This is a genomic window from Sphingomonas sp. NIC1, from assembly GCF_001638925.1.
GTDB lineage: Bacteria > Pseudomonadota > Alphaproteobacteria > Sphingomonadales > Sphingomonadaceae > Sphingomonas > Sphingomonas aquatilis.
In genome coordinates this window covers 468,455-488,783 of the sequence record NZ_CP015521.1, presented here as the reverse complement: position 1 = coordinate 488,783, position 20,329 = coordinate 468,455, and the positions used below count along the sequence as shown (strand labels likewise).

Here is a 20,329-nt window from a genome sequence, read left to right as displayed (position 1 = left end):
GCCAGAGCTGGCGGTCGGCAGCGACCGACCCATGCTCGCTAAAACGTCGCCATCGCCCCTTGTACCATCGGCCGGACGGTCAGGTCCACGAACCGGTCGATATCCTCGCTGCGGCTGAGGTCGATGTCGAACTGGCCGGCGCCGATCGTTCGCGCCAGGCCGATGCACAAAGCGAAACAGCTATAGGCGAGCGGACAGTTGCGATGCGCGGCGGCGGTGTCGCTGAGGTCGAACCCGCCCTCGCCATAGATCAGTTCGGCCATGCCGACGAACGCGCGCAGCGAGGCGGCGCGAAACCCCGGATGGATCGTGCCCCGATCGGTGCGCCCGAACATGACCCGGACCAGCTCGGGCTGGGCGACGCCGAACCGGACGTAGATCTGGGCGTGGCTGATCAGCCGATCGACCTTCGTATCCTTGGTCGCGGCGGCGGCCTGCAATGTGACCTCCAGCCGGTCGAACGCCTCGCGTGCGATGTCGAGCACGAGGAAGTCGATGCTGGGATAATGGTTGTAGAAATTGCCGGGCGTTACGCCGAGTTCGCGCGACAGGCGGCGCACCGTGACATGTTCCAGCGTTTCGGTAGCGAGGATATGTTCGGCGACCTTGCGCAGATCCTCGACGACGTTGCCCCGATGATAATTGGCGCGCGGCGCTGCCGGTTCGGGTGCGTTCTTCGAAGCCGCCATGCTGCCGGCTCTAGCCGTGGTGCGATACGCTGACAACCGACGTCGCCGGGCCCAGCGCTCGGGCAACCATGGCACCGGTCGCGCTCCCCCGACGAGCGAGGGATCGTGCCGTCACATCCGGTTGGTCCGCAACGAAGCCTGTTGGGTGAGATCGGGATCGGCGGTCGGATGGCCGAGCAGATAGCCCTGTACCTTGTCGACGCCCAGCACGCGCAGGATATCCAGCTGTGCCTGCGTCTCCACTTGTTCCACCACGATCGGCGTGCCGACCGCACGACACAGCTCGACGACGCCGATCAGCAACTGACCGGCGAGCGGACATTCGGCGATCGACTGAACGAGGCCGCCGTCGATCTTGATCAGGTCGAACCGGATGTGTTTGAGGTATCCGATCGAGGCAAAGCCGGCGCCGAAGTCGTCCAGCGCCACGCGGACGCCGAGCGCCTGCAATTCGGCGATGGTCCGTCGCGCCATCTCCAGGTCCCGCAGCAGCGCGGTTTCGGTGATTTCGACGATCAGGCGATCGAGCGGGAAGCCGTGGCGTTCGCAGGCGGCGGCGACCATGGCGCACAGATGCGGCCCGACCTCGCCCGCGGTGACGTTGAACGACAGCGCGAGGTGCGACGGCCATTGCGTCGCCTTGACGAGCGCGCGGGCGAAGAGATGGTCGGTGAAATGCGTCGCGACGCGTGCCCGGTCCGCGACCGCGAACAGCTCGTCCGGCGGCACGTTGCCCAGGTGCGGGTGCTGCCAGCGCATCAGCGCCTCGTACGCGACGACCTCGCCGCTGCCGGTGCGGACGATGGGCTGGAAATGCACGTCGAGCTGCGCGAGCGCGGCCGGATCCTGATAGGCGGTTTCGATGATGCGGCGCCGATCGCTTTGCTGCTGCAAACCGTCGTGGAAGGCATAGGGCTGCGCCTGCTTCAGCGCCTTGCTCTCGTACAGCGCCAGATCGGCGCGATGCATCAGGTCGATCGGATCGCCGGGCCAGACATCGCCCGTCGACAGGCCTATCGATCCGCGCGGCTGGATCACGTCGTCGCCGATCGTGATCGTCCGGTCGAAGATTGCCGCAATGCGCTGCGCGGCCTCTGCAACCTCGGCCGCGTCGGCGGTGGGCAGCAGCACGGCGAACTCGTCACCGCCCAGCCGCGCGCACAGCGCCTGGGGCGGCACATGCTGCGCCAGTCGATCCGACACGCGGCGCAGCAGGACGTCGCCGACGCCATGGCCCAGTCGGTCGTTGACCGCCTTGAACCCGTCGAGGTCCATCAGCACGACGGTGGTGTCCAGCCGTTCGCCGGCCGGCCGCTGTGCTTCGTCCAGCCGGGCGAGGAAGGCGCGGCGGTTGGCGAGGCCGGTCAGCTGGTCGTTGAAGGCGAGGTGGGCAACCTCGCGCTCGCGCTCGATCGTCGTCGCATGCGCCTGCACGATGTCGTGGAATTGCTGGTGCTGGCGCTGCATCCAGGCGAACAGCAGCACGGCGATGACCGACAGGTTCGCCGCCGCCGCCATCAGCGCCGACTTTGCCCGTCGCGATCATCGCGATCACCATCGGGACCGTTCCCGACCAGATCACGGCATAAGCGGCGCGGGGCAGCGAGACCATGCAGACCGCGCAGGCGATCGTCGACAGCGCCGCGAAGAACGGGATGAAGGCGGCGACGTCCGCGCTGCGGGTATAGAGCACCCAGGCGCTCCACGCGGACAGGCTCAGGCCGAACAGCAAAGAGGTGCGGACCGTCGAGGCGAACATCCGCCGTGCCGCCGCCGCACCGGCATAATGGACCCGCCGCCACTTGAGGATGCGGACCACGCTGGAGCATGCGAGGACGCACGAGGGCAGATAGGTGACGGGCGCCGCGCGCGCGGATGAGGTGATGAACGTCAGGAAAGTGACGTTGATCAGCAGGATCAGGTGCAGGCTCGGCACCTGATGACGCAGCGCCCGGAATTGTGCCGCGGCGAGCATTTCGTCCAGTTCGCTATCGGCGGGATCAGGCGCGTGCGACGTCGGCACGGTGCCGCGCCGTCGGACGCCTTTCAGGGACGCCACGACTCGCGACAATCGCCCTCGCAGGACCCACGTCACGGGCGATGCGGGGGGTGAGGGCAGGGGCACGATTGTAGCCATAACCGACTGATTAGCGGCTAAAAGTGAATCCCTTCCTTCGGTGTGCGGGCGCACGATATTATTTGTTCAAGCGGGGGCTGCGGCGACCGTTGCCGTGTCGAGGGGGGGGATGAGCCATCAGCCCTGCGAGGTGCGGCGGTCGATCAGACCCGCGCGCGGAATGGCGTGAAGTCCGTACCCCGGTCGAACACGTCGACGCCCTCGGCCCGTTTCAGCGCGCCCACGACCACATAGGTCAGCGGCGTCAGCACGACCTCCCATGCCACCTTCAGCGCCCATTGGGTGAACAGTACGGTGACGACCAGCTGGGGTGTGAAGCCTTCCGCGCCCAAGAAGGCGACGGGATAGAAGATCAGGCTGTCCACGCCTTCGCCCAGGATGGTCGAGCCGATCGTGCGGGTCCACAGATGCTTGCCGCCGGTCCACACCTTCATGCGTGCCATGACATAGCTGTTGACGAACTCGCCCGCCCAGAAGGCGAGAACGCTCGCCAGCACGATCCGCGGCACCTGGCCGAAAATGACCGCATAGGCCGCCTGATTGCCCCAGGACGGCGCCGGGGGCAGGGCGACGACCACCCAGCTCATGAACGCCATGAACACGACCGCCGCGGTGCCCGCCCAGATCACGCGGCGCGCGCGGGCATAGCCATAGACTTCGGTCAGCACGTCGCCGATCACGTAGCTGACCGGAAAGAACAGGATGCCGGCGCCGAACGGCCATGGCCCGATGCCGGGCAGCGTCACCTGCGCGACCTTGCCCGCGCCGATGACGTTCGACAGCAGCAGGATCGCGACGAACGCCGCCATCACGAAATCATAATAGCGAAACGCCTGCCCCGGCAGCGCGCTCGCATCGACCGCCCGTTCGTGCCCCGTATCCATGGCGGCGCACTCTATGGCTTTTCCCGGCCCACGCAACGCGCTACCGGGGCTGCCTTGCGCGCCCGTAGTTCAACTGGATAGAGCACGAGCCTTCTAAGCTTGGAGTTGCAGGTTCGAATCCTGCCGGGCGCGCCATTTCCGTACAGAATTGCGAACCGGCAAGGCCGGTTTTCCGCCCGCAGTGGCGTCGGCCAATCCAACCCAAAATACTTGCGCGATGATATTACATATCATAGCGTGTTTCGATCTGGGGGGAAGGCGCGTTGACGAGACGAACTGTTGCGGTGGGGATTGGTATTGCCCTGTCGATGCTGCCGGGCAGCGCACTGGCGCAAATGGCGGACGATCAGAAGACCAATGCGGACGACATCGTCGTGACGGCGACGCGGACCGAAAAATCGCTTCTCGACGTGCCTGCGGCGATCACCGTGATCGACAATGATGACCTGCGCCGCCGCGGCCTGACGATCGGAAGCGATGAGTTTCGCGGCATTCCCGGCATCTTCTTTCGCCGGACCGACGGGGATGCCGAGGATACGTTGCAATTCTCGTTCCGCGGGGTGACCGGCAGCGCCGGCGGGGATACCTTCCTGGCGCTGATCGATGGCATACCGTTCGTCGGTCCCGACGAGCAGGTGCTGCTCGACCAGCTGCCCTATGGGGCGATCAGCCGTACCGAGGTCGTACGCGGACCGGTATCCGCGCTGTACGGGCGCGGGGCGACCGCCGGCGCGGTCAATTACATCACGCGCAGCCCGGGTTTCGACGGCACGACCGCGTCGCTGACAGCGGGCACGTACGACTATGTTCGCGGCGAAGCGACCCTCGAGCGGACGATGTTCGGCGATGGGGGGGGAATGCTCCTCTCCGGCTTCTACGAGGACGACGGCGGCTGGCGGGCACACTCCCATCGCAAGGTGCTGAACCTGTTCGGCAAGGTCGTCGTGCCGATCGGCGCGGACACCACGCTGACCGCCTATGGCAATTATTTCGATCGACAGGTCGAGGTGCCGAGCAACATTCCCCTGCTGAGCGACGGGAGCCGTGCCAGCGTTGCAGGCGGTCGTCGCAGTTACATCGGTTACCTGCCCAACGACCTGGATTCCAAGGGCGGGATCGGCGCTGTGAAGCTGAGGCATAGCTTCGGAAGCAATGTCGAGCTGGTGCTGACCGGGCAGCATCGTCGGTTCGACCGGTCCAACAGCTTCAATTTTTACCTCAGTGGCAGCGTCGATCCGCAGGCCAAGACCTACGCGGTCAACGGCTTTGCGCGGCAGGACGAGAGCAGCGTCTGGATCGGCGATGCGCAGCTGACGGCGCGCCTGGGCGCCCACACGATCGTGGCCGGTGGCAATGTCGAGCGTGCCCGGATGGACGAACGCGACTTCTGGTCCGGCGAATATGGCTTCACGCCGCAGTGCGGGTTCCGCTTCTTCCAGATCGACATCAATTACGCGACCGGCGCCGTGCTGAACGCCGATGCACCGTGTTTCCAGCGCCATTTCCTGCTTACCGACGGAACGGTGCGAAACCGGTTCTGGGGGGCCTATCTTCAGGACGAATGGGCCGCGACCGACCGGCTGACCGTGACCCTCGGCCTGCGCTACGACGACTTCCGGCGGCGCGCGGTCTTCCGTCCCATCGAAGCAGCCTTCAATCCGGGAGGGCGCCTGTCTGCGTCGGAGAACGCCTTTTCGCCCAAGGCGAGCGTCGCCTATCGACTGGGCGAGCGCGATGCCGGAACACGCGGCATGGTCTATGCCTCCTATGGGCGGGGCTTCAACTCCAACTTCGGGCCGCTCTTCTACTTCGATCCGGCGTTATATCAGCTCGATCTCAAGCCGATGACGATCGACAGCTACGAGGTCGGCTACAAGGGCAGGACGGGCTCCGGCATCCTGGCTTGGGAGGCGGCGCTGTTCCGCTATGACCAGCGCAACCGGCTCGTCACAACCACGAACCCCGACGCCAATGGTCCATCGACCCTCCTGACGACCGGGCAGCGCTATCGTAGTCAGGGACTAGAGCTGTCCGCCGTCGTGCGGCCGGATCGCGGCACCAGCATTTCCGCCAATTATTCGTATGTGGATGCGGTCTGGCGGGAATATCGGGTGCCCGGTGCGACCAGCGAGGTCGACCTGACGGGGAAGCGTCCGGCGGGCGTTCCGGCCCACATCGTCAACATCAGCGCACAGCGGCGTTTCGCGTCGTGGCTGAATGGTCGCGCTGACCTTTACGTTTATGGCGATTACCCGATCACCGGAGACAATCGCGTCGCGAATGGCGGCTACGCACTGCTCAATCTCAGCGCGACGATCGCCTTGCCGACGCGGCTGCCGCTGGAACTGGACCTGGCGGTGACGAACGTCCTGGATCGCGAGATCTACTCCTATTTCGGGACGGATACGCAGCCGACCTTTGCGACCCCATCCACCCCGCGGCAGGTCCGGGCAACCGTAAGGGCGAGCTTCTGATGCGTTGGTTGTTTACGTTGCTGATCGCTTTGCTTGCCGGGTGCGGCAAGCAAGCGACCGAGACACCCGCCGTCGGTCGTCCGATCCCGATCCCCCACACGGGCACGTTCAGCGTGGTCGAGCGGGATGGGTATCGGATCGTCGATCTGCATGCCAATATCGTCACCTGGGGCGGCGCCGCAAATGGCCCGGAGCAGCGGGTGCGCGTCGTGCTGGTGCCGCGAAGCATCAAGGCGCCCGCGCTGACCGGCGATCTTGCCGGTGCGGTCATGGTGCGCACGCCGGTGAAGCGTATCGCCGTCAATTACGGGGGCAGCGAGGCGCTGCTGACGGCGATCGGCGCGGCGGATCGACTGGTCGCGGTGGGCGGCACGAAGTCGTACGACGATACCATCCGCGAGCGGGTGAAGAAGGGGGAAATCGGCCAGATCGGCTACGGGTGGCACTCGCCTCCCAATCTCGACGTGCTGCTCGCGGCCAAACCCGATGTCTTCCTCATGACGATCGGCGATCCGGCCCATGCGGACGCCATGCGCCGCGCGATCGCGATGGGCATACCGATCATGCCGGTCTTCATGGCGAACGAGTCGGACTATCTGGGTCCCGTGCAATATGCGCGACTGTTCGGCATGCTGACCGGCCGCGAGCGGCAGGGCGAGCGGCTCGTCGCCATGGTCGAGAGTGGCGTCGATCAGGTCAAGCGCGCCGTCGCCGCCTTGCCCCGGCGCAGTGTGCTGTCCGCCTGGTGGATGAACGGCGACACATGGATGGTGACCGTTCGCGGTGCCGCCAATCGCCTGTTGGAAGATGCCGGTGGCATTAACGTCATGCGCCGCCCCGACGACCCGCGCCTGGACGATACGATGCAAATGCCATCCGAAACGGTACTGACGGACGGTGGCAAGGCGGACTGCTGGCTGTGGCGCGATCCGATTTCGAAGCGGTTCGGGGACCAACGGTTCCTCGCGCATATGCGTGCCTGGCGTGACGGATGCGTGTTCGCCGCGGATGGCGGGGAAAAGCCGGGGGTGGATGCGTTCGACCTGTTCGAGCGGGGCGGGATTCGACCTGACCTGCTGCTCCGGGATTACGCGCGGATGCTGCACCCCGAACTGCGCGGTTGGCCCGCGACGTGGGTGCGCCAGGATCAGCGGGCAGGGGGCAGCGCGGGGGTCGGTCATGGATCGTAGCCTGACGGGCGCGAGTGCGCTGTTCGTCGCTATCCTCGTCCTTGCCGCCGCGTCGCTCTGCTATGGCCAGGTCATCCTCTCGCCGCTGGACGTCGTTGGCGCGATGACGGGATCGGGGGATCCCACCCTGTCCGAGATCGTCTGGGCGATCCGCCTGCCCCGCGTCCTCACCGCGGTCGTCGCGGGCGGCGCGCTGGGGGTCGCGGGTACGTTGATGCAGGCGCTGTTCCGCAATCCGATGGCGGACGCCTGGTCGCTGGGGCTGGTTGCGGGCGGACAGCTGGGCGTCGGCCTTGCCGTCGCGGGCGCGGCGTTCGCCGGTCCGGTCGTCCTCCTCTTCCTGACGTCCTTTGCCGGATTGAGCCTCACGCTCGGCGCCGTGATCGGCGTCGCGGCCACCGCCGCCGCGATGGCCGCGCTGGCGCGCCGGGTCGGCAACATCACGCTCCTCGTCGTCGGTCTGATGCTCGGCTTCACCGCACAGGGACTGGTGAGCGTCATCCTGCACTTCGCGAGCCGCGTCGGGGGGCGCGTGTTCTCGGGTTGGGACGACGGCACCTTCTCGGCGGCGACCACCGCCGACCTGCCGTGGCTGGTGCTGCCGGTCATGTGCGGACTGGCGTTGGCGGTCGTGAACGCGAAGGGACTGACGGCATTGCTGCTCGGCGAAACCTATGCCGCGAGCCTCGGCACGAACGTGCCGCGCCTGCGCCGATCGATCCTGGCCGCGACGGTCCTGCTCGCAGCGCCGGTGACAGCCCTGTGCGGCCCGGTCACCTTCGTGGGGCTCATCGTCCCGCACCTCGCCCGCCGGCTGGCGCGTACCGCGCGCATCTTGCCGCTGATCCCCCTGGCGGGACTCGCCGGCGCGCTGCTGGCGCTCGGTGCCGATTTTATCGTGCATCTGCCGTGGGAGCAGCATTTCCTGCACCTCAATGCGGTGCTGGCGCTGGTGGGCGCGCCGGTGGTGATCGCGCTTCTCGTGTTCGCCCCGGCCATGCGGAGCAGCGACTGATGCTGTATCTGGATAAGCTGAGCGTCGGGTACGTCGGCCCGCGCGGCACCGTGCTTGCCGATCTGACGTTGGAGGCGCCGGCCGGCAGCTTCGTCTGCGTGCTCGGCCGCAACGGTGCCGGCAAGTCGACGCTGATGCGGACGATCGCCGGTCTGCAGGCTGCGCGGGGCGGTCGCGCCCTCCTCGGAGACGACGATATCGCCGCGATGCGCCCGCAGGCCCGCGCGCGGGCGATCGCGGTGGTCCTGACCGAGCGCGTGTCGAGCCCGGGGCTGACCGTTGCCGACGTCGTATCGATGGGACGCCAGCCGTTTACCGGCTGGCAGGGGCGGCTATCGGCAGAGGACGATGCGCGGGTGGTCGAGGCGATTGCCCAGGCGGGTGCCACGTCCTTCGCCGCTCGGCCGTTCGACGGCCTGTCCGATGGCGAGCGACAGCGGGTGATGATCGCCCGCGCCATCGCGCAGGCGCCACGGCTGATGGTGCTCGATGAGATCACCGCCTTTCTCGACCTGCCCGGGCGGGTCGAGGCGATGGCGCTGCTGCGCGCGCATGCACGCGCCACCGGCACGACGGTGTTGTTGTCCAGTCACGATCTCGATCTGTCGTTGCAGCTCGCCGACGCCGTATGGCTGCTCGACGGCACGGGAGGATTGGTCGTCGGACCGGCCGCCGATCTGATCGCCGCGGGCCATGTCGGCCGTGCGTTCGACACGGACGCCGTTCGCTTTTCGCCCGAGCGCGGACGGTTCGAGCTGATCGGATGACCGCACTTTCCGTCGGTTGGTGGTTGCTTGCCCAAGCCACGGCGCCGCAAGTATCCGCCCCGCCGCCTGCCGCCCCACAGCCCTCCGCCCAGGTCACGCCGTCAGCCCCGACGGTGCCGCAGGGCCGCGCGGACGAGAACGCCGTACGACAGGCGCAGGATGCGTTTGGGACCACCATCGGTCGCGAGACGATCGGCATCTACAACAGCGGCAGTGTGCGCGGCTTCTCGCCCATCGCCGCCGGCAATGCCCGGATCGACGGACTCTACTTCGATGCGACCGCTGCGCCCAACGAGCGCATCCGCCGGTCCACCAGCATCAAGGTGGGATTGTCCGCCCAGGGATACCTCTTTCCCGCGCCGACCGGCGTCGTGGACTACGCCTTGCGCCGCCCGGGCAACGAGGCGCTGCTGTCGACCACCGTCGGTCTCAATACCCTGGGCGACAAGAGCCTGGAGTTCGATGCCGAGCTGCCGCTTGCCGGCGATACCTTGTCGCTCGGCGCCGGGCTTGGCCTGTACGACCACGTCTTCAACAACGGGGCCACCAGCCGGCAGCATGTCGAAGGCCTGACCCTGCGGTGGCGACCGCGCCCGGGTATCGAACTGCTTCCCTTCTGGGGGCGGTCCGACATCGACGATAGTAAGATCGGTCCGCTTCTGACGACGGCAGGACCTTATCTGCCGCCACCGATCCGGCGTGGCGTGTTCTACGGCCCCGCCTGGGCGGTATATTCCGGCCCGTCAGAGACGGCGGGGCTCACCGGCAGCGCGGCGTTCGCGGGCGGGTGGAAGATCGAGGCGGGCGTATTTCGAGCGTTGTCCGCAAGCCGGGCGGACATCTTCACCTTTCTCGACCAGATTACGCCCGACGGCCGCGCCCGCTATATCGCCTTTTCGGACCCGCCCTATCGGAGGGTTTCGGTGTCGGGCGAAGTGCGGGTGACGCGCATGATCGCCGATGGCCCCCGTGTTCACAATATCAGCGTGTCGGCCCGCGGTCGCGCTCGCGACGAGCGCGTCGGCGGTTCCGCCTTCCTCGATTTCGGCGACGTGCGGCTGGGCGATCCGCTGGATTTCGCCAAGCCATCGATCGCTTATGGCGCGTACAGCCGGGATCGGGTGCGGCAGTGGTTCGGCGGCATCGCTTATACCGGGCGGTGGCGCGGCGTCGGCGAATTGAGCGCCGGCCTGTCGAGGACAGACTATGGCAAGCGTTTCCAACGCCCCAACCAGCCCGCGCTCCAGACGCGGGACCGTCCCTGGCTCTTCAACGTGGCCGGCGCGATCTACGCCGGTGAACGCGTCGCTTTCTACGCCGGTTATACGAGGGGGCTGGAAGAGGCCGGCCTGCCACCGCAGAACGCCACCAACCGCAACCAGCCGCTGCCCGCCATCCTGACCAGCCAGCGCGATGCCGGTGTGCGCTGGACCATCGCCGGCGATGTGAAGCTGGTGGCCGGCGTGTTCGACGTGCGCAAACCCTATCTCAGCCTCGATCCGACGGGGTTGTTCACGCGGCTCGGCGACATCCGCAATCGAGGGATCGAGGCATCGCTGTCCGGCACGCCCGTTCACGGGCTCAGCGTGGCGCTGGGCGGCGTGTTCCTCGATCCGCAGGTGACTGGCGAAGCGAGACGATCGGGGCAGACCGGCAAGCGCCCGGTCGGCGTGCCCCTGCGCTCCGTCGATCTCAATCTCGACTGGCGCCTGCCCGGCTTCGAGGCGCTGTCCCTCGATGGTGCCGTCACGCATCAGGGACGTGTCGCCTCCACGGTGAACAATGACCTGTTCATTCCTGCGCGCACGCTGGTGGACATCGGCAGCCGCTATCGCTTCACGATCGGCAAGAACCGCGCGACGTTGCGGGTGTCCGTCAGCAATGTCTTCAACGTCTACGCGTGGGATTATTATGGCCCATCGACCTTCGACTATGTCCCGCAGAGGACGGCTACCGCCTATCTCGCCGTCGATTTCTGAGGTGAGGGGCATCACGACACGCTATCGTTCCTTTGCACTCGGCATGGTCGCGGGCATCGGCGTTACCTTCTGCCTCGGCGCGACAGTGTCGCAGTCGCCGCCGGAACCGTTGCGCCCGGTTGAGGTGACGCTGCACCGTTTCGACCGCAAGCCGGGAAGCGAAGCCACCTTCCGAGAGTGGATCGACTATCTGCGCAGTCATCACCGCGAGGCGGTGGCGACACTGGGGCGCGAGCGGACCTATTTCGAGGCGATGTTCACCGCGCCGGACGAGCCGCGCCGTCTATATTGGCTGGAGGTGAAAGGGGCCGGTGGCAAGCCGGTCGAGAGTTCCGATCATGAGCTCGATCGCCGTCACATTGCCTACATGGACGCCGTGCTCATCAAGGGGTCGCATGCGCGGTTGCAGACCGAGAACGTGCTGGTGCCTGACTTCATCGTCCGCGCGGTCGCGGCCGAGCAGCGCGAAGAGCGGTGATGCGGAGTGTTGCCGGCGGAGTTGATAGAGGCGGGCGCCGATCCCGTTCGCTCTCGATCCCTGATTAACGAGGCGCACGCGGGCAGGCGTCCGCCGATGTCGTCCATCGTCGCCCACCGTCACGATCCCCCGGATGTTGCGCCGTTTGTGCCCGATTGCGTGTTGCACCGAACCGTCGGCATGCTGCTCGATGCGGCCTTAGCTGCGGCTGGCCCAGCCAAAATTCCCGCCAGACGTTGCGACCATCCCCCTTTGAGGCTTGACATAGATCAACACATGAACATATTAGGATGTGTTCATGTGTTGAAGGATGTATGACAGCGGACGAGAGCACACAGCTAGCCGAATTGTTCCGACTGTTGGGCGAACCGAACCGGCTGCGGCTGGTCGCGGCTTGCCTCGACGGGCCGCGTACGGTCGGCGATCTGACGGCAGAGGTCGGCATCAGTCAAAGCCTGGTGTCGCAGCATCTTCGGCTGCTGCGCGCAGGGCGCTTGCTGAAGCAGGAGCGTAGCGGGCGAAACGTCTTTGTCAATCGGCGTCCAAAAAGGACCCCCTATCGGCGTGCAAAAGGGACCCCCTTCGTCGAGCAGCGTAACGGGTATGACGGGCGCACTGTTCGTGCTGGTTGCGGCGTAGGGCGGGCGTAGCCCGACCGGAGGCGCAACCAGCACGAAGCGTTCTCTGCCGGTGCCCCAGGCTTCAGCTTCGATGTTTGAAGCGCCAGCTGTCGTTGCCGGTTTCGACGATGTCGCAATGGTGGGTAATGCGGTCGAGCAGCGCGGTGGTCATCTTGGGGTCGCCAAAGACGGTCGGCCACTCACCAAAGGCCAGGTTGGTGGTGACGATGACCGAGGTCTTCTCGTAGAGCTTGCTGACGAGGTGGAAGAGCAGTTGACCGCCCGAGCGTGCAAACGGCAGGTAGCCAAGCTCGTCGAGCACCACGAGATCGAGGCGCGAAAGCTGGGCCGCCAGCGTGCCGGCCTTGCCGAGGCGCGTTTCCTCCTCGAGCCGGTTCACCAGGTCCACTGTGTTGAAGTAGCGTCCGCGGGCGCCGGCTCGTACCACATTGGCAGTGATGGCGGTGGCGAGATGCGTCTTGCCGGTACCCGTTCCACCGACCAGCACGACGTTGCGTTGGCCCGGAAGAAACGAGCCGCTGTACAGCGAGCGCACCAGTCCCTCGTTGATGGGAGTGTCGCCGAAGACGAAGGCGTCGAGGTCCTTCACCGCGGGTAACCTGGCGGCCGACATCCGGTAACGGACCGAGGCTGCATGGCGGTGCGTCGCCTCGGCACGCAGCAGGTCGGTCAGGACCTCCATGGTCGTGCGCTTGCGCTGGAGACCGGTAGTGACCGCCTCGTCGAAGGCGCCAGCCATGCCCTTCAGCCCCAACTCGGCCATGGCCGTCATCATCTCATGCCGCTGCATGGAGACCTCGCAGGCTGTCATAGCGGTTGCAGTCGGCACGGGGCGGATGGCGCAGCGCCAGATCTTCTGGCGTGACAATAGTCAGCGGTCGCGGCGGTTCGCGCCGGCGGGCCAGGATGTTGACGATGACGTCGTCGCTGGCGACGCCGGCCAGCAATGCTTCGCGCACGGCCACTTCTACCGCCTCCAGCCCGTCGTCGAGCACCGCTGCCAGCACCCGCACGAACCGCCGGTCGGCATCGTCGCCGGTGCCAAGCTTGCGCCGCAGTCGTGCCAGCGCAGGCGGCAACTCCCAGCCCTGGAACGGTGCGCCGTTGCGCAGGGCACCCGGCTTGGTCACCAGCACCGGCAGATAGTGCCACGGGTCGTAGATGGTCCGGTCGCGGCCGAAGAACCGGGGATGGTCGGCGACGACTTCACCGTCGCAGCGCACGACGATGCGGTCGGCATAGGCGCGGACCTGGACGGCACGTCGCACCACCCTGGCAGAAACGGAATAGCGGTTGCGGTCGAAGCTGATGAGGCATGTGCCGCTTACCGCATGCTCGCTCTCGTGGAAGCCGTCGAAGGGTGCGACAACAGGCTGGAGCACCGCCCGTTCTGCTGCCCATGCCTGGGCGACTGTCAGCTCCTTCTGCTCGGGATGCTGGTGCAACTCTGCCCAGCGCCGACACTCCGCCTCCAGCCAGCCGTTCAACTCCTCGAGGCCGGTAAATCGCAGGCGCGGCTGGAAGAAGCGACCGCGTGCGGTCTGCACCTGGTTCTCGACCTGACCTTTCTCCCAGCCCGACGCCGGCGAGCAGGCGGTCGGCTCGACCATGTAATGGTTGGCCATGACCAGGAAGCGACGGTTGAAGACCCGCTCCTTGCCGGTGAACACGCTCGTCACCGCCGTCTTCATGTTGTCGTAGATGCCGCGCGTCGGCACGCCTCCGAAGAAAGCAAACGCCCGTGCATGCGCGTCGAACAGCATCTCCTGTGTCTCGCGGGGATAGGCCCGCACATACATTGCCCGCGACGCGCACAGCCGGACATGCGCGACCTTCACGCGCATCGGCTTGCCCGAGATCTCGACGTCCTCGTGGCTCCAGTCGAACTGGTAAGCCTCGCCCGGCCGGAACAGCAGCGGGATGAACGCCGGCGCATTCATCACGTCGCGACGCTGCGCCTGCCGCCAGCGCGCCGCATAACGGCGAACCGCGTCGTACGAGCCATCGAACCCCTCGCGTAGCAGCAGGTCGTGGATGCGCGTGAGGCGCAGCTTCTCGCGCCGCGGCCGTGCCTCATCTTCCTCCAGCAACGCATCCAGTCGCGCCTGAAACGGCCCCAGCTTCGGCAGCGGCTGCACCTCTCGCCGATAACCCATGTCCGCTTCCGGCGCCCGGATCGCCTTGCGCACCACCTTGCGCGACAGGTGCAGGTCCCGCGCTATCGCCTTGATGGCCTTGCCCGACGCGTGCTCGCGCCGGATCCTCAACACCGTCTCCAATACCAGCATCCCGATCTCGCCGCCTGACACACCGCCAAGCGAACAGCCTAGAACACCAGGATGAGGGGTCCCTTTTCGACGCCGATCACCCCGCTAACGGGGTCCCTTTTCCACGCCGATCCACAGTCTTCTACGATCTGCCCGACTGCCACGTGCGCACCATGCTCACCAACATGATGGACCACGTATTGGAACCCGAAGACCACATCCACGAGGAATAGGATCATGAGCGTCAACGTCGACATGGTGAAGTGCGCCTGCACGGACTGCGTTTGCATCGTCAGCCCGGAAGGCGCCGTGCAGGCCGAAGGCCGCGCCTATTGCAGCGACAATTGCGCCAACCACCACGCGCAGTCGGCCGGCTGCGACCACGCCGGTTGCCCCTGCCACGGCTGATTGGGGAGAGGGGGCGGGTGGCCGCCCCCTTGACCTCTTACTGCGTTGATAGGCGCAGGCTTGGGACCAGCGTTAGAGTCCCAAAAATTCGATCATTCAAGGAAACAGTCTGCAATCCGGACGGCTTACGAGCGTAGCGCTCTCCCGACCACGCTGCTCGTGCGCATTTGGGCGGTGGTGAGTGCGTACCGTGATTACGCGCCGATCGTTTCCAGCACGCCTTCGAACAGGCGGCGGCCGTCGGTGCCGCCGTGCGCCGATTCGATCTTGCGTTCGGGGTGGGGCATCATGCCGAGCACGTTACCGGCGGCGTTGAGGATGCCGGCGATGTTGCGCGCGGAGCCGTTGACGGACTCGCCATAGCGGAAGGCGACGCGGCCTTCGCCCTCGAGGCGGTCGAGCGTGTCGGCGTCGGCGAAGTAATTACCATCGTGGTGCGCGACGGGGACGCGGATCGTCTCGCCCGCGTCGTAGCGACTGGTAAAGGCGGATTGCGCATTCTCAACGGTCAATGCGACATCGCGACAGACGAAGTTGAGGCCGGCGTTGCGCATCAGGGCGCCGGGCAGCAGGCCGGCTTCGGTCAGCACCTGAAAGCCGTTGCACACGCCGAGCACGGGCAGGCCTTTGCCTGCCTCTTCGACCACCGCCTGCATGATCGGCGAGCGTGCCGCGATCGCGCCGGAGCGCAGGTAATCGCCGTAGGAGAAACCACCCGGCACGGCGACCAGGCCGACGCCGTCGGGCAGTGCCGTGTCGGCGTGCCAGACCATCGCGGGCTTGGTGCCGGTCACCGCCTCCAGCGCGACGGCGAGGTCGCGGTCGCAGTTCGATCCCGGAAAGACGATGACGGCGGTCTTCATCTTAAACGCGCTCCACCCGGAAGTTCTCGATGACGGTGTTGGCGAGCAGCTGGCGGCACATGCCGTCGATCGCTTCGTCGGTCGTCGCATCGGCGACTTCGAGTTCGAACATCTTGCCGGCGCGCACGTCCTCGACGCCAGCGAAGCCGAGCGACCCGAGGGCATGATGGATGGCGCGGCCCTGCGGATCGAGAACGCCGGGCTTGAGGGTCACGAAAATGCGGAGTTTCATTGGTTACTTGCCCCGGCGCTTGCGGTGGGAATCGAGGTCGAGCACGGCGCTGTCTTCGCCTTCGGGCATCAGGCCCAGACGGCGCGCGACCTCCTGATAGGCCTCTGCCTCGCCGCCCAGGTCGCGGCGGAAGCGATCCTTGTCGAGCTTCTCGTTCGATTCCATGTCCCACAGGCGGCAACCATCGGGGCTGATCTCGTCCGCCAGGATGATGCGGCCGTAGTCATTGTCCCAGATGCGGCCGAATTCGAGCTTGAAGTCGACCAGACGGATGCCGATCCCGGCGAACAGGCCGGTCAGGAAGTCGTTCACCCGGATCGCGAGATCGGCGATGTCGTGCATCTCGTCCTGGCTGGCCCAGCCGAACGCGGCGATATGTTCGTCGGAGATCATCGGATCGCCGAGCGCATCGTCCTTGTAATAATATTCGATGATCGTGCGGGGCAGCTTGGTGCCCTCTTCGATCCCGAGGCGCTTCGACAGCGAGCCCGCCGCGACGTTGCGCACGACGACCTCGATCGGGACGATCTCGACCTGACGGATCAACTGCTCGCGCATGTTGAGGCGGCGGATGAAGTGCGTCGGCACGCCGATCGCGTCGAGCAGCGTGAAGACATGCTCGGAAATGCGGTTGTTGAGCACGCCCTTGCCGCTGATCGTGCCCTTTTTCTGGGCGTTGAACGCGGTCGCATCGTCCTTGAAATACTGGATCAGCGTGCCGGGCTCGGGGCCCTCGTACAGGATCTTGGCCTTGCCCTCGTAGATCTGGCGGCGGCGAGCCATGCGCGACTTCCCCTGAAAGTAGGCAGCCCCGGCGGCGCGGGTGAGCCGCGCGCCGGGGCCGGAATGGGCGGGCCTATAGGGGAAGGGGGCGGGAGGTGCAATCGCGCAAGGGACGCCTCAGTCGTCCGCCTGCCGCCGCCAGCGCGCGACGGGCCTGCGCATCCGCCGCCACAGCAGCAGGCCGATGACGAAGACGATCGCCGGTGGGCCGAAGATCGCGACGATCCCGAGCAGTACGGCGAGTGTGACCTGACCCGACGCGACCATGGTGTCGAGGGCACTGGTAAGCGGCGCGCTGGTGTCGAATCCGCGGACGGCATCACCCGATTCATAGTCGAAGGTCATGGGCGTGCGCGCGAGGCTGGCGCGATTGTCCGCAGCGGTCGCGGCGGCATCGCGTGCCGCGGTCGCCGCGGCGGCGCGCTGGCGTTGCAGCTCGGCGCGTTCTTCCGCGCTGGCGTCGGTGCGGGCCAGTGCCGCGTCGGCGCGGGCGACCGCCGCGGCGGCTTCGGCCTGGGTGCCGCCGGCACGTTCGATCGCTTCGGCGGCGTCGGTGCCGGTAATCTCGGCGCTGACGAGCGTGCCCTTCGCGTCCTGTACGATGTCGATGCCACGTTTGCCGAAGGCACGGGCGATCGCGGGGTCGAGCTTGAAGTGCAGGCTGCCGCGAATGTCGTTCTCGCCGACGACGCGATAGTCCATGCCGGTGATGCGGCAGCGTGCGATCCCCAGCTTCTCGCAGGTGCTGGCATGCGCTTCCTGCACGGCGGCAATGGCGCGGGGCGGTAGGCGGAAGCCGTACCGATAATTGAATGCGACACCCGGCGCTGCGGTGACGGCGATGCCGGGGGCACCCGCGGTGTCGGACGCGGCGGGAGCGTCGTTATTGTCCGGGGCCTTGCTGCACCCCGCGAGCATGGCGATGGCGATACACACGGCTGTACCAGATGCGCGCATAGCGGCGATCCTCCCCCTCTGATGCGATACACCATCTGCCTGGTAGGATTTGCCGTCAAGATGGTCATGACATCGGCCCCATCATCGCCTAAGCGCTGCCGATGTTGCCGCAGCGCGTCCGCTTCCGATCATTGTATGTCGTGACGGCCTGTGCGTGCCTGGCCGCCGCCAGCACCGCGCCCGCGCAGCAGCAGGACGCGCAGCTGTGGACGCAGGTGAACACCAACGTGCCGCTGACCGACGAGCTGCGTGGGACGCTGGAGCAGATCGCGCGGTTCAGCGATCGTCAGGATGGATTGTATCAGACCGAATTCGGGGCGCTGCTGGGGCTGAAGGTCACGAAGCAGCTCGAACTCGGCTTCGGCTACCGCAAGGTCGGTGCGCATAACGGCAACACCGGCGCGAACGAGGATCGCATCCGCCAGCAGGTGGTGGGCACGTTCGGACCGGTCGTGACGCGGTTCCGGATCGACGAACGCTTCAACCCGCGCGGGCCCGGCGTCGGCATCCGCATCCGGCCACTGGTGCGCTACAATCACAAGCTGCGCCCCAAGGGCTGGGCGCTGTTCGTCAGCCACGAAAGCTTCTACCTGCCCAATTCCACCGGCTGGGGACAGCGCAGCGGGTACGAACGCATGCGCAATATCGCCGGCGTCGTGGTGCCGATCGGCAAGCGGATGAGTATGGACCTCGGCTACCTCAACCAATTTCGCCCCGGACGCACCAACGCGCGAGCGCAGATGGACCATGCGCTGACCATGCAGCTGACGATCAATCTGCGCGGCTTCGCCTTTCCGAACGTCAACGACTGATGACGCTGTTGCGCAGCGTGTCGTCCTGGGTGCGGCGGCGGGCGCGCGCGAGCGAGGCGGTGCTGATCGGGCTGGCGGTCGTGGTCGGCGGCGTCGCCGGGCTGCTCAGCGTCGTGCAGGGCGCGATCGCGCGGACGTTGCAGCATTGGCTGTTCGCGCTGCCGAACGGCGGGCGGCTGAGCGCGGCGGAGCATCTGGCGCCGCTCGCGCTGTTGGCACTGCCGCTGGGCGGCCTGGCGCTCGTCGGCTTTTCCTGGATGACGCGCGCGCGCACCCGGCGGATGATCGACGCCGTGGAGGCGAATGCGCTGCATGGCGGGCGGATGTCGTTGACCGATAGCCTCGTCATCTCGGGGCAGACGATCCTGTCCAACGGCTTCGGCGCCTCGGTGGGACTGGAGGCGGCCTATGCACAGCTGGGCGCGGTGATGGCCTCGATCGCCGGCATGCGGCTGCGGTTGCGGCGCGGCGACCTGCGCGTGCTGGTGGGTGCGGGGACGGGCGCCGCGATCGCCGGCGCGTTCGGGGCCCCGCTGGCAGGCGCCTTCTATGCGTTCGAGATCGTGATCGGGGCCTATACGCCCGCCGCCATCGCGCCGGTCGCGGCGGCATCGCTGTCGGGCGTCCTCGTGGCGCAGGCGTTCGGCGCGCAACCCTATCTGGTCAGCGCCAGCGCAGGCGAGGCGGTGGCGACGCATCATTACCTGATCTACGCCGGGCTGGGCGCGATCGCCGCGCTGGTCGGCGTCGCGCTGATGCGCAGCGTCGCCGAAATGGAGGCGCTGACCCGGCGGCTGCCGATCCCGTCGGCGTGGCGGCCGGTGCTGGGCGGCGTGCTGCTGATCCCGCTCGCGCTGCTGACGCCGCAGGTGCTGTCGGCGGGGCATGGCGCGCTGCACCTCGACCTGGAATATGGTTTGCCGCTGACCTTCATCGCGGCGGTGTTCGTGATGAAATGCGCAGGCTCGATCGTGTCGCTGGGCTTCGGCTTTCGCGGCGGCTTGTTCTTCGCCTCGCTGTTCCTCGGCAGTCTGCTGGGGCATCTGTTTGCCGGGCTGCTGGCGCTCGCGGCGGGGCAGGCGGTGGTCGATCCGCAGAATGCCGCGCTCGTCGGCATGGCAGCGCTCGCCGTCGCCGTGGTGGGCGGGCCGATGACGATGGCGATGCTGGTGCTGGAGGCGACGCATGACGTGCCGCTCGCCGCGGCGAGCCTGGCCGCGGTGCTCGTCGCCTCGACGATCGTGCGCGAAACGTTCGGCTATTCCTTCTCGACCTGGCGGCTCCATCTGCGTGGCGAGACGATCAAGAGCGCGCGCGATGTCGGCTGGATGCGAACGTTGACCGCGGGACGGATGATGCGGCGCGTCGAGCGGGCGACGCCGGCGGAGATCAGCGTTGCCGAGTTCCGGCGGACGTTTCCGCTCGGGTCGACCAGTCGCGTCGTGTTGGCCGATTCCGACGATCGCTACGCCGGGATCGTGCAGACCGCGCGCGCCTATGGCGAGGAGGCAGCGGTCGACGCGCCCGTCGGGAGTCTCGCGATCCATCGCGACCTCGCCTTGCCGCCCGATGCGGATATCAAGGCGGTGATGGCGGCGTTCGACGCGGCAGGCGCGGACGAGCTGGCGGTGGTGGGCGAGGAGGCGCAGGTGCTCGGCATCCTCTCCGAACCGTATGTGCGCCGCCGCTACGCCGAGGAGCTCGACAAGGCGCAACGCGACCTGTTCGGCGAGGACTGAGCGGGCTGAATGAC

19 protein-coding genes and 1 tRNA gene are annotated in these 20,329 nt (G+C 66.8%); 11 read left to right on the top strand and 9 right to left on the bottom strand.

Going from position 1 to position 20,329, the window contains the following annotated elements:
• Window positions 1-38: 38 nt before the first annotated feature.
• The 3 genes from A7E77_RS02480 to A7E77_RS02470 form a co-directional block, all read right to left on the bottom strand.
• Window positions 39-689, bottom strand: coding sequence for a TetR/AcrR family transcriptional regulator (locus A7E77_RS02480; protein WP_017979435.1), 651 nt, complete (start codon window positions 687-689; stop codon window positions 39-41).
• A 111-nt stretch (window positions 690-800) separates the two neighbouring features.
• On the bottom strand, window positions 801-2,207 hold the full coding sequence (locus A7E77_RS02475; protein WP_226341818.1) for a putative bifunctional diguanylate cyclase/phosphodiesterase: 1,407 nt from the start codon (window positions 2,205-2,207) through the stop codon (window positions 801-803).
• A gap of 762 nt (window positions 2,208-2,969) precedes the next feature.
• Entirely contained in the window at window positions 2,970-3,710 is a 741-nt protein-coding gene (locus A7E77_RS02470; RefSeq protein WP_063685662.1) for a queuosine precursor transporter, read from the bottom strand.
• Window positions 3,711-3,768: 58 nt separating this feature from the next.
• On the opposite strand from A7E77_RS02470, the gene A7E77_RS02465 reads away from it, so the two are divergent.
• The 8 genes from A7E77_RS02465 (at window position 3,769) to A7E77_RS18180 (ending at window position 12,263) form a co-directional block, all read left to right on the top strand.
• Window positions 3,769-3,845 (top strand) — tRNA-Arg (locus A7E77_RS02465).
• Between the two features lie 149 nt (window positions 3,846-3,994).
• On the top strand, window positions 3,995-6,184 hold the full coding sequence (locus A7E77_RS02460) for a TonB-dependent receptor (RefSeq protein ID WP_226341817.1): 2,190 nt from the start codon (window positions 3,995-3,997) through the stop codon (window positions 6,182-6,184).
• On the top strand, window positions 6,184-7,374 hold the full coding sequence (locus A7E77_RS02455) for an ABC transporter substrate-binding protein (protein ID WP_063685657.1): 1,191 nt from the start codon (window positions 6,184-6,186) through the stop codon (window positions 7,372-7,374). Before A7E77_RS02460 ends, A7E77_RS02455 begins: the two co-directional genes overlap by 1 nt.
• Window positions 7,364-8,389 carry a FecCD family ABC transporter permease gene (locus tag A7E77_RS02450; RefSeq protein WP_063685656.1) on the top strand — a complete coding sequence of 342 codons (1,026 nt, stop codon included), beginning with the start codon at window positions 7,364-7,366 and terminating at the stop codon, window positions 8,387-8,389. The genes A7E77_RS02455 and A7E77_RS02450 overlap by 11 nt, the downstream gene beginning before the upstream one ends.
• Window positions 8,389-9,156 carry an ABC transporter ATP-binding protein gene (locus tag A7E77_RS02445; protein ID WP_063685654.1) on the top strand — a complete coding sequence of 256 codons (768 nt, stop codon included), beginning with the start codon at window positions 8,389-8,391 and terminating at the stop codon, window positions 9,154-9,156. Before A7E77_RS02450 ends, A7E77_RS02445 begins: the two co-directional genes overlap by 1 nt.
• Window positions 9,153-11,135 (top strand): TonB-dependent receptor, encoded by a 1,983-nt coding sequence (locus A7E77_RS02440; RefSeq protein WP_226341816.1) that lies wholly within the window; start codon window positions 9,153-9,155, stop codon window positions 11,133-11,135. The genes A7E77_RS02445 and A7E77_RS02440 overlap by 4 nt, the downstream gene beginning before the upstream one ends.
• 43 nt (window positions 11,136-11,178) lie before the next feature.
• Window positions 11,179-11,613 carry a DUF6176 family protein gene (locus A7E77_RS02435; RefSeq protein ID WP_226341815.1) on the top strand — a complete coding sequence of 145 codons (435 nt, stop codon included), beginning with the start codon at window positions 11,179-11,181 and terminating at the stop codon, window positions 11,611-11,613.
• 290 nt (window positions 11,614-11,903) lie between these two features.
• A complete protein-coding gene (locus tag A7E77_RS18180; protein ID WP_318842602.1) occupies window positions 11,904-12,263 on the top strand; it encodes a metalloregulator ArsR/SmtB family transcription factor in 360 nt (119 codons plus the stop codon).
• A gap of 52 nt (window positions 12,264-12,315) precedes the next feature.
• Here A7E77_RS18180 and istB read toward each other — a convergent pair whose 3' ends face one another.
• Both istB and istA read right to left on the bottom strand, forming a co-directional pair.
• Window positions 12,316-13,044 carry an IS21-like element helper ATPase IstB gene (istB, locus tag A7E77_RS02430; protein WP_062127353.1) on the bottom strand — a complete coding sequence of 243 codons (729 nt, stop codon included), beginning with the start codon at window positions 13,042-13,044 and terminating at the stop codon, window positions 12,316-12,318.
• Window positions 13,031-14,542 (bottom strand): IS21 family transposase, encoded by a 1,512-nt coding sequence (gene istA / locus A7E77_RS02425; protein WP_078462179.1) that lies wholly within the window; start codon window positions 14,540-14,542, stop codon window positions 13,031-13,033. The genes istB and istA overlap by 14 nt, the downstream gene beginning before the upstream one ends.
• A gap of 216 nt (window positions 14,543-14,758) precedes the next feature.
• On the opposite strand from istA, the gene A7E77_RS17215 reads away from it, so the two are divergent.
• Window positions 14,759-14,929, top strand: coding sequence for a metallothionein (locus tag A7E77_RS17215; RefSeq protein WP_017979425.1), 171 nt, complete (start codon window positions 14,759-14,761; stop codon window positions 14,927-14,929).
• Window positions 14,930-15,123: 194 nt separating this feature from the next.
• On the opposite strand, the gene purQ is transcribed toward A7E77_RS17215, so the two are convergent.
• From purQ to A7E77_RS02400, 4 genes are all read right to left on the bottom strand, one after another.
• Complete coding sequence (gene purQ, locus A7E77_RS02415) at window positions 15,124-15,792, bottom strand: phosphoribosylformylglycinamidine synthase subunit PurQ (protein ID WP_063685648.1); 669 nt, start codon at window positions 15,790-15,792, stop codon at window positions 15,124-15,126.
• A 1-nt stretch (window position 15,793) separates the two neighbouring features.
• Window positions 15,794-16,024, bottom strand: coding sequence for a phosphoribosylformylglycinamidine synthase subunit PurS (purS, locus tag A7E77_RS02410; protein ID WP_063685646.1), 231 nt, complete (start codon window positions 16,022-16,024; stop codon window positions 15,794-15,796).
• A gap of 3 nt (window positions 16,025-16,027) precedes the next feature.
• Window positions 16,028-16,807 (bottom strand): phosphoribosylaminoimidazolesuccinocarboxamide synthase, encoded by a 780-nt coding sequence (gene purC / locus A7E77_RS02405; RefSeq protein WP_043060658.1) that lies wholly within the window; start codon window positions 16,805-16,807, stop codon window positions 16,028-16,030.
• A gap of 117 nt (window positions 16,808-16,924) precedes the next feature.
• Window positions 16,925-17,764 carry a hypothetical protein gene (locus A7E77_RS02400; protein WP_151895443.1) on the bottom strand — a complete coding sequence of 280 codons (840 nt, stop codon included), beginning with the start codon at window positions 17,762-17,764 and terminating at the stop codon, window positions 16,925-16,927.
• 101 nt (window positions 17,765-17,865) lie between these two features.
• Between A7E77_RS02400 and A7E77_RS02395 the strand changes: the two genes are divergently transcribed.
• Window positions 17,866-18,576 (top strand): DUF2490 domain-containing protein, encoded by a 711-nt coding sequence (locus tag A7E77_RS02395; protein ID WP_063685642.1) that lies wholly within the window; start codon window positions 17,866-17,868, stop codon window positions 18,574-18,576.
• Window positions 18,576-20,315 carry a chloride channel protein gene (locus A7E77_RS02390; protein ID WP_063685640.1) on the top strand — a complete coding sequence of 580 codons (1,740 nt, stop codon included), beginning with the start codon at window positions 18,576-18,578 and terminating at the stop codon, window positions 20,313-20,315. The genes A7E77_RS02395 and A7E77_RS02390 overlap by 1 nt, the downstream gene beginning before the upstream one ends.
• Window positions 20,316-20,329: the final 14 nt, after the last annotated feature.

Excerpts from the sequence above, each read along its gene's own strand:
- A7E77_RS02445 (WP_063685654.1), top strand. The coding sequence starts at position 8,389 with ATGCTGTATCTGGATAAGCTGAGCGTCGGGTACGTCGGCCCGCGCGGC.
- A7E77_RS17215 (WP_017979425.1), top strand. The coding sequence starts at position 14,759 with ATGAGCGTCAACGTCGACATGGTGAAGTGCGCCTGCACGGACTGCGTT.
- purQ (WP_063685648.1), bottom strand. The coding sequence starts at position 15,792 with ATGAAGACCGCCGTCATCGTCTTTCCGGGATCGAACTGCGACCGCGAC.
- A7E77_RS02455 (WP_063685657.1), top strand. The coding sequence starts at position 6,184 with ATGCGTTGGTTGTTTACGTTGCTGATCGCTTTGCTTGCCGGGTGCGGC.
- A7E77_RS02395 (WP_063685642.1), top strand. The coding sequence starts at position 17,866 with ATGTTGCCGCAGCGCGTCCGCTTCCGATCATTGTATGTCGTGACGGCC.
- A7E77_RS02400 (WP_151895443.1), bottom strand. The coding sequence starts at position 17,764 with ATGCGCGCATCTGGTACAGCCGTGTGTATCGCCATCGCCATGCTCGCG.
- A7E77_RS02475 (WP_226341818.1), bottom strand. The coding sequence starts at position 2,207 with ATGGCGGCGGCGGCGAACCTGTCGGTCATCGCCGTGCTGCTGTTCGCC.
- A7E77_RS02440 (WP_226341816.1), top strand. The coding sequence starts at position 9,153 with ATGACCGCACTTTCCGTCGGTTGGTGGTTGCTTGCCCAAGCCACGGCG.
- A7E77_RS18180 (WP_318842602.1), top strand. The coding sequence starts at position 11,904 with ATGTGTTCATGTGTTGAAGGATGTATGACAGCGGACGAGAGCACACAG.
- purC (WP_043060658.1), bottom strand. The coding sequence starts at position 16,807 with ATGGCTCGCCGCCGCCAGATCTACGAGGGCAAGGCCAAGATCCTGTAC.
- A7E77_RS02435 (WP_226341815.1), top strand. The coding sequence starts at position 11,179 with ATGGTCGCGGGCATCGGCGTTACCTTCTGCCTCGGCGCGACAGTGTCG.
- A7E77_RS02390 (WP_063685640.1), top strand. The coding sequence starts at position 18,576 with ATGACGCTGTTGCGCAGCGTGTCGTCCTGGGTGCGGCGGCGGGCGCGC.
- A7E77_RS02480 (WP_017979435.1), bottom strand. The coding sequence starts at position 689 with ATGGCGGCTTCGAAGAACGCACCCGAACCGGCAGCGCCGCGCGCCAAT.
- A7E77_RS02450 (WP_063685656.1), top strand. The coding sequence starts at position 7,364 with ATGGATCGTAGCCTGACGGGCGCGAGTGCGCTGTTCGTCGCTATCCTC.
- istB (WP_062127353.1), bottom strand. The coding sequence starts at position 13,044 with ATGCAGCGGCATGAGATGATGACGGCCATGGCCGAGTTGGGGCTGAAG.
- A7E77_RS02470 (WP_063685662.1), bottom strand. The coding sequence starts at position 3,710 with ATGGATACGGGGCACGAACGGGCGGTCGATGCGAGCGCGCTGCCGGGG.
- istA (WP_078462179.1), bottom strand. The coding sequence starts at position 14,542 with ATGCTGGTATTGGAGACGGTGTTGAGGATCCGGCGCGAGCACGCGTCG.
- purS (WP_063685646.1), bottom strand. The coding sequence starts at position 16,024 with ATGAAACTCCGCATTTTCGTGACCCTCAAGCCCGGCGTTCTCGATCCG.